Source organism: Blautia sp. BIOML-A1 (genome assembly GCF_009883055.1).
Classification (GTDB): Bacteria; Bacillota; Clostridia; order Lachnospirales; family Lachnospiraceae; genus Blautia_A.
Window position 1 is genome coordinate 1 of sequence record NZ_WWVR01000075.1, and the last position, 7,166, is coordinate 7,166.

At 41.2% G+C, this 7,166-nt stretch carries 5 protein-coding genes and 2 pseudogenes; 4 read left to right on the top strand and 3 right to left on the bottom strand.

Going from position 1 to position 7,166, the window contains the following annotated elements:
- Positions 1 to 276: 276 nt before the first annotated feature.
- The 3 genes from GT674_RS16575 to GT674_RS16585 all read right to left on the bottom strand — a co-directional run bounded on the left by GT674_RS16575 (position 277) and on the right by GT674_RS16585 (position 4,618).
- Positions 277 to 1,428: an IS91 family transposase gene (locus GT674_RS16575; RefSeq protein ID WP_161286664.1), complete on the bottom strand. Its 1,152-nt coding sequence runs from the start codon at positions 1,426 to 1,428 to the stop codon at positions 277 to 279.
- On the bottom strand, positions 1,421 to 2,269 hold the full coding sequence (locus GT674_RS16580; RefSeq protein WP_161286665.1) for a tyrosine-type recombinase/integrase: 849 nt from the start codon (positions 2,267 to 2,269) through the stop codon (positions 1,421 to 1,423). The genes GT674_RS16575 and GT674_RS16580 overlap by 8 nt, the downstream gene beginning before the upstream one ends.
- Before the next feature lie 171 nt (positions 2,270 to 2,440).
- Positions 2,441 to 4,618, bottom strand: coding sequence for an Ig-like domain-containing protein (locus GT674_RS16585; protein ID WP_161286666.1), 2,178 nt, complete (start codon positions 4,616 to 4,618; stop codon positions 2,441 to 2,443).
- Between the two features lie 360 nt (positions 4,619 to 4,978).
- On the opposite strand from GT674_RS16585, the pseudogene GT674_RS18130 reads away from it, so the two are divergent.
- The 4 genes and pseudogenes from GT674_RS18130 to GT674_RS17205 form a co-directional block, all read left to right on the top strand.
- Positions 4,979 to 5,158: pseudogene (locus GT674_RS18130) on the top strand (transposase zinc-binding domain-containing protein); the annotation flags it as partial.
- A 6-nt stretch (positions 5,159 to 5,164) separates the two neighbouring features.
- Positions 5,165 to 5,569: pseudogene (locus tag GT674_RS16590) on the top strand (substrate-binding domain-containing protein); the annotation flags it as partial.
- Between the two features lie 107 nt (positions 5,570 to 5,676).
- Positions 5,677 to 6,849: an IS91 family transposase gene (locus GT674_RS16595; protein ID WP_154315248.1), complete on the top strand. Its 1,173-nt coding sequence runs from the start codon at positions 5,677 to 5,679 to the stop codon at positions 6,847 to 6,849.
- Positions 6,846 to 7,082, top strand: coding sequence for a hypothetical protein (locus tag GT674_RS17205; RefSeq protein WP_154315249.1), 237 nt, complete (start codon positions 6,846 to 6,848; stop codon positions 7,080 to 7,082). The genes GT674_RS16595 and GT674_RS17205 overlap by 4 nt, the downstream gene beginning before the upstream one ends.
- Positions 7,083 to 7,166: the final 84 nt, after the last annotated feature.

Below are 7,166 nucleotides of genomic sequence, written 5' to 3' on the forward strand. Positions count from 1 at the left end.
AAATTCTTTAGGTTACAATCGCTGATGGTGTAAACGAAAAAGCAGTTTTGACATTGCAGAGAACTGCCCCTTCGTTTACACCATTTGCGATTTGACCTAATTGAACAAAGTGAGCGTCCTGTTAGCTGTATACTATGGACTTTCAATTCTTTGTTCCCATTCATGAGTATATAGGATTTTCAGTATGAAAGCTACAATAATTCATGGACTCCCGGAAAATAGGCATGACAATAAAACCTCAGAAACTGAGGCATTTGAAAGTATGGAAGCTGCTCTTTAGCAGCGTAGCGGTATTTTCATCTGCGGTTTTCCAAGATGTCCGCCACATGCTTTACACACACAGACTTTGATGCCGTAAAGATGTTCCAGTACTTCCGGCATTTCCATGTTACGAAGCTTTGAAAGATATTTCTTGCATCCAAGGAGATTTCTGCAAAGAGTGAGCTTCTGATTCTTAGTACGGGAACACAGCAGCCCATAGTGCCTGATACGGACAAAACGCCTTGGTGGTACATGCATGAGGAACCGCCGGACAAACTCCACACCGGAAATGGTCAGTTCCTTCCACTGCCCCTCATTACGGTAATCCTTTACTGAGAATGTAACGGTATCATCATCCATGCGGATAATACGGTGATTGCTGACAGCAATACGGTGAGTATACTTGCCGAGGTAATCAATTACTGACCCGGCACCATTGAAAGTTTTTTTACAATGAGGGACCCAGTCCGTACCATAACAGGAATCCAGGAGTTCCTTGAATTCATAATGGTTACGGAACTTTTCGGCAGTACCATGAAAAACCAGCTGATCCTCTTCCCACAGTTTTTTCAGCTCCTCCAGATATTTTCCGCGGAACACTTTGGAAATGACTTGAATGGGAAGGAAGAAATTTTCTCCTTTGTCCGTCCATTGATTGTCAGAGGTCAGACCGCCACCGAGCAGAATGGTATGAATGTGGGGATGAAAATTCATTTCAGAGCCCCAGGTATGTAAGATGCAGATGTATCCAACCTTTGCACCGAGATGTTCCCGGTCGGCAGCCAGTTCGCTGATGGTTGCAGAAGCTGCATGGTATAAGGTATCATAAAGAAGCTTCTGGTTGCTGTAAATGACCGGATTTAAAAGATCGGGAACAGTAAAAACCAGATGAAAATAGGGAGCATCAAGGACATCCTCCCTGCGTGCGTCCATCCACATCTCTTTGGGAACGGCCTGACACATGGGACAGCAGCGGTTGCGGCAGGAATTGTAATGAATCTGTACGGAACCACAATCCTCACATATACATACATTTGCACCATAGGCACCGGTTTTACAGTTCATGATGTTATGTGCAACCTTTGCCTGTACAGGGGAAGGTGAATACTGATCGAGGTATGCCGGATAAAAACGGTGAAAAATATCCTGTACTGTGGGTTTATCCATTGACTGTACTATCCTTTTTGTCAAAAGGGCTACGGATGCCCATAAGGGATTTGTTGCTGACATGAAGATAAACTTCTGTGGATTTCGGATCACGGTGTCCAAGCAATGCCTGAATATTCCGCTGTTCCACTCCCTGCTCCATAAGATGAGTGGCAAAGCTGTGACGGAGGCAGTGGGGTGTGACACCGGATAACCCGGCAGCCGCTGCAGAACGGCGGATCACCTGTTCCAGTGTACTTACGGTAAGATACTGTCCTGTAAACTGATTTGGAAACAGAATGCCTTTTGGCCTTCCTTTCCGAAACCAGTATTCCGTAAGAAGCGCAAGGTTTCTTTCAGACAGAATGGTATAACGATCCATCCGGTTCTTTGTATCCCTGATATGAATCTGCATGTTAGTGCGGGAAATATCATCATAGTGAAGATGGATCACTTCGGAGACCCGCATTCCAGAAGAATACATGGTGGCAAACATGGCTTTATATTTCAGGTCATCCGTAGCATCAAGAAGCCGCTCTACTTCATCAACAGAAAGTACGGTAGGGAGCTTGTGCTCTATCATCATGCGAGGAACGGTGATATCATCCCACAGAACATGAAGTACATTCCGATAGAAAAAACGGATGGCAGAATTATAAAGATTAAGCGTGGTTGCTTTCAGTCCATCGTCCTTCCGGGCAAGAAGAAAACCTCTGACATCCTGACAGGTAAGTTCTTCCGGGTTCTTTCCCATGTAGTTAAGGAAATAGGAAACATAGTTTTTGTAGCAATCGATAGAACGCTCTTTAAGGTTACGGATCTTTCCGGCCTCTTCAAGCTGTAATAAATATTTTTCGTACATAATAAATCCTCCATGTAAAGTCAGTAATCTCAGGTATCACTGCTTATATGGAGGTGCATTGGAATAATAAAACCGCTTGCTAATTAAGCGATAAGGTGTTAATCTTGTCATAGGCAGTGGTAATGTCGATCCTGTTTGATTGTTGGTTGTGGTGACTTAACAATACTACTATTAGGACTTGGTTTCCACTGCTTTTTGATTTAGAGAAAGAAAAACTGCGCCACAGCCTTGGCAGGCCATCGCGCAGCGATTTTGTTCAATTCCATTTTGTACCACTTCTACGTCTGCTTTTACAGCATATGTAGTTCCATTTTCTGCTTTCCAGGATGCGGTGATAACAGTCTTACCATATCCAACCGCTGTAATCTTTCCACCATCTACAGTTGCAACTTTATCATTGTCAGTTGCCCAGTTAAATACTGCATCTGAAACTTTCTGATTATTGTAATAAGCAGTTGCAGTAAGAGACTGGCTGCTGCCCTTGGTCATTGTAAGAGAATCTTTATTTAAAGAAATTCTACCACCGGTAGAAGTCACTGTAACACCCTGAGTAGCTGTATCCTGATATCCGTTAATTGTAGCTTTTAATGTAACAGTTGCAGATCCCTCTTTTTTAGGACGAATCACACCATCTGTACTGATAGATGCAATTGCTTTGTTATCAATTGACCATACAATATCTTCTTCTGGAATGGATGTTGTTACATCCGGGTTTTCTTTACTATAATCAAACAGTTTATATTTGATCTTGTAGTCTTTGGCTTCGTCAGCTGACAGTGTTATGGTAGCTGGTTCATCAAACACAATACCATTGACTGTAATCCGAATAGGTTTGGATTCTGCTGTTTTCTCTTCTCCTGTAGTCTTATCCGTATAACTGTAGATAATTTTCATAGAAGTAGCACCAGGCTTCAAAGCTGTAACTTTTACTTTTCCCTTATCGGCTGTTGTAGCAGTGATCACAGATGAGTCATCTGCATATTCACTTGCAGAATCATCCATAAATTTATAGGTATAAGCCGGAGATGATACTGCGCCATTTCCACCGTTAAAGGCCTGAGTAGTAATAAATGTATAGTCGCCCTTCTTCGGAATACTAACTGGATCCGGAGTCTGGACATAAATACCAGGTGCCGGCAAACTAACATCTCTTCTGAAAGTTTCCTGCAGTTTTGCTCTTTCATCAGGTGAAATCGCAGTAGTATTCAGTTCTTTACCTATCATTTCATGAAAATCAACATAATAATTATGATTGATTGTTCCCTGACCCTTACTTGGATAAGCTTTGTAACTCATTGTACATTCTTTCATGCCTGCTTTGATCTTGCCGCTCTCATCTCTTGTTGCAGCAAAATCGGTATAGGCATTGTCTTCTCCCCATGAGTCGCTTTCTGTTAATACTGAGTTATCAATGATATCCTGAGAGGTAGGAGAACCACTTAACACAAACTTGTCACCAAAATTCACTTTACCTACTGCTGGTGTAATATGAATTTTGTAAGTAACTACTAATTCGCATGCTTTATATTTTTTGCTTGAAGTATTACAGTTATATCCTGTCCATGTTCCAGTAAGTGTAACATCGCCTTCTTCAAAAGCACTAATAGTTACAACTGGATTTGTTTCTCCAAAGATAGAGGCATGATCACTACCTTCTGTAAGTGCCCATTTTATAGTTGAGTGTGGCCAATAACTTGGATTTCTGGAATAATCCTTCCACCATTGTGTAGTTGTTACATCGTCTGTAGCTGTCTTATAGTTAGTTGCTACCAGTGATTGAACTACAAACTGTCTTGTTTCATACGGAGCCATAGTTATTGTTGCATTGTTCACCGGATAATTTGCCACAGCAAATCGATATTTTCCAGAATACTTTCCATCAGTTGTTCTGTATCTATGATACTCATAGACATCATTTCCGGCAACAGTAAAAGTTCCTACGTCACCTTCTCTTGGTTCATAAGCACCGATATCTGCGGTATCATCTCCAACTGCTTCTGCACCATCAGAAACAATTGCATCTTCTTCGCTTCCGTCAGAGAACAGAGGCGCCTCTGAACCTTCATCAGTATCCTGCTGATCGTCTGCGACTACCTCTGTGTCGAGGTCCTCATCACTGATCTCCGGAACATCTGCTTCTGTTGATGTATCTTCTCCTTCATCAGCAGATTCCAGGTCGCTGTCTGCACTTGTGTCAACGTCTTCAGAAACTGCTGCTTCTTCAACAACCGCCGCATCCGGTTCACTGGTGAAGTCGTCCGCATATACGATGCAACCCTGAGCCATCATAGCTACCGTCAGCATCCATGCCAGTGCACGTTTCAGACCTGAGTGTGGTTTTTTACTCATATTATCTCCTTCTTTCTTTTTTTATTTGGTTTACAGTTTCATCTGGCTTATTACTGTCTGTCACAGCACCAGGTATATTTAGCAATCATACTTTCTTTTCTTCAGTTCTTTAGACAGTTCAATGCGGTTTGTCTTAAAGTGGAAGAAAGGTCTTTCATCGATTGCCAATATTTCAACTGGAAACATATATGGTTCCAGACAAGACTGTACATCGTCAATGATGTCATCTACTGAGTATCCATCCTCAAGTACAACATAGAGGTACGTAAAAAAGTGTCTTCGACACTTCAGCTCCCCTACCCCTCATTCATGAGGGGATAAGGGGTTTCTTTTTTATTTAAAATACTTCATAATGGTTCTATGAATATACTACAAAAAATTTTCAAAGAACATTATGAAGAAATGATCTATCTCCAGCATCCTCGTGACTCCGTTATCGAAAATGTTGATAAAATGATCAATTGTGGGAATCCCTCTTTTGGTGGTGCTATGTACGGTTGTGGACACTGCGGTAATCTTAAATTTGTCCCCTTTCGATGCAAAANGCCATATGATATAGATTTGAGTGTAAAAGGTGATTCTTATCATGAGCTTTTAGATGTAATCCGAGAGATTTTCAATAAGATAGAATCAAAATACCCCGATCAAAAAAAAGGTATCTTTCTTGCGAACGATACCTATGCTAATATGTTTCTTAATTTAATTTTCCAAAAATACGGGACATTTCCTTCCACTTACGAGATTGTTGGATTTGACAATTCTCCGATTGCCAGCGAGGCAATCCTTCCGATCACAACCATCGGACAGCAGATCGATGTGATTGCAAAAACTGCCATGGATCTTCTGGTCCAGCAGATGGAGGAACAGAAAAAGCGTGTTCCCAAACCATTGGGTGAACCCATCCATAAACAGATTACACCTATATTAATTCGCCGCAATACAACAGAATAATTTATTTCTCATGTAAAAAAGTGTCTTCGACACTTCAGCTCCCCTGCCCCTCATTCATGAGGGGATAAGGGGTTTCTTTTTTATTTAAAATACTTCATAATGGTTCTATGAATATACTACAAAAAATTTTCAAAGAACATTATGAAGAAATGATCTATCTCCAGCATCCTCGTGACTCCGTTATCGAAAATGTTGATAAAATGATCAATTGTGGGAATCCCTCTTTTGGTGGTGCTATGTACGGTTGTGGACACTGCGGTAATCTTAAATTTGTCCCCTTTCGATGCAAAAGTCGTTTTTGCCCGACCTGCGGCAATAAATACTCCATTGACCGCACTACTTCTATGTCCTTTAAGATCATAAAAACTCCTCATAGACATTGTGTTTTCACCATTGCCGAAGAACTCCGCCCTTTTTTCTTAAAAGACCGTTCCCTTTTAAACTGCCTTTTTTCAGCCGTCAACAGTGTAATCTCCCGTATGTTTTTCAAGATCAATAAATCTCAGCGTTTTACCCCTGGTTTTATCTGTGTCCTTCACACTTTTGGACGTGATCTTAAATGGAATCCCCACATTCACTGTCTTCTCTCTGAAGGCGGTGCTGGAGCCTCTATACCCTGGCGCAAGGTTGACCATTTTAACTACCGACTCCTTCGTGATTCTTTTCAGACCGCTCTTTTAAGTGAACTTCACTCCAGACTTGGAGACTCCTTTAAAAAAGTGAAATCCTCTATCTACGCCAATCATAAAAATGGTTTCTATGTCCGTGCACTTCCGAATAAATGTGAACCATCCAAAGTCATTAAATATATCGGTCGCTATCTTGGCCGCCCTGTCATCGCAGCTTCTCGTATTGATTCTTACGATGGCGACTTTGTTACTTTTCATTACAACCGTCATGAAGATGAAAAGCTGATTACCGAAACTGTTCCTGTACTTGACTTTATCTCTATGCTCACTCAGCATATCCCGGAAAAACATTTTAAAATGATTCGTTATTACGGACTCTATGCCAGACATCGTAAATCTGATCTGAAACTGCATCGGGCAATTTCAAAAGAAAAACACTGGATCTTTCTTTCCTTCAATCGTTGGCGCGACTGCATCCTGCATTCTTTTGGATATGACCCTTTAAAATGCCCCGTCTGTGGTGAAATTATGCTGTTTCTTAAGCTTTATTACAGACATAAGCCAGTTCCTTTGCATGAATTATATGAAAGAGTTATGCGGAAACACCGTAGCCGTTCTCCCTCCATTGTTCCAAAATCTTCCCTTTCATGATACAATCTCTGTATCAATATGAAACGGAGGTAGTCACCATCGAATACATTACAGAAGCCCAGCTTGCAAAGGAACTTAGAGAAAAATATATAAAAAATCCACCGGAAGGCATGACTTCTGCTGAAGTTCGTTCTATGAGCGACGATGAACTTCTGGATATGGATTACTTTTTTCACGAATTTGATGATATCAATGATGACGATTTTGGCGAAGAAGGTTTTTATATCTTTTAAACCACAACCGTCCTTTTAGTATGCCCGCCTACCGGAGGGCATCTTTCATTCAAGAGTGCTCCGTAGGAGCAGTTTCCTATAAAG

Excerpts from the sequence above, each read along its gene's own strand:
- GT674_RS16575 (WP_161286664.1), bottom strand. The coding sequence starts at position 1,428 with ATGGATAAACCCACAGTACAGGATATTTTTCACCGTTTTTATCCGGCA.
- GT674_RS16595 (WP_154315248.1), top strand. The coding sequence starts at position 5,677 with ATGAATATACTACAAAAAATTTTCAAAGAACATTATGAAGAAATGATC.
- GT674_RS16585 (WP_161286666.1), bottom strand. The coding sequence starts at position 4,618 with ATGAGTAAAAAACCACACTCAGGTCTGAAACGTGCACTGGCATGGATG.
- GT674_RS17205 (WP_154315249.1), top strand. The coding sequence starts at position 6,846 with ATGATACAATCTCTGTATCAATATGAAACGGAGGTAGTCACCATCGAA.
- GT674_RS16580 (WP_161286665.1), bottom strand. The coding sequence starts at position 2,269 with ATGTACGAAAAATATTTATTACAGCTTGAAGAGGCCGGAAAGATCCGT.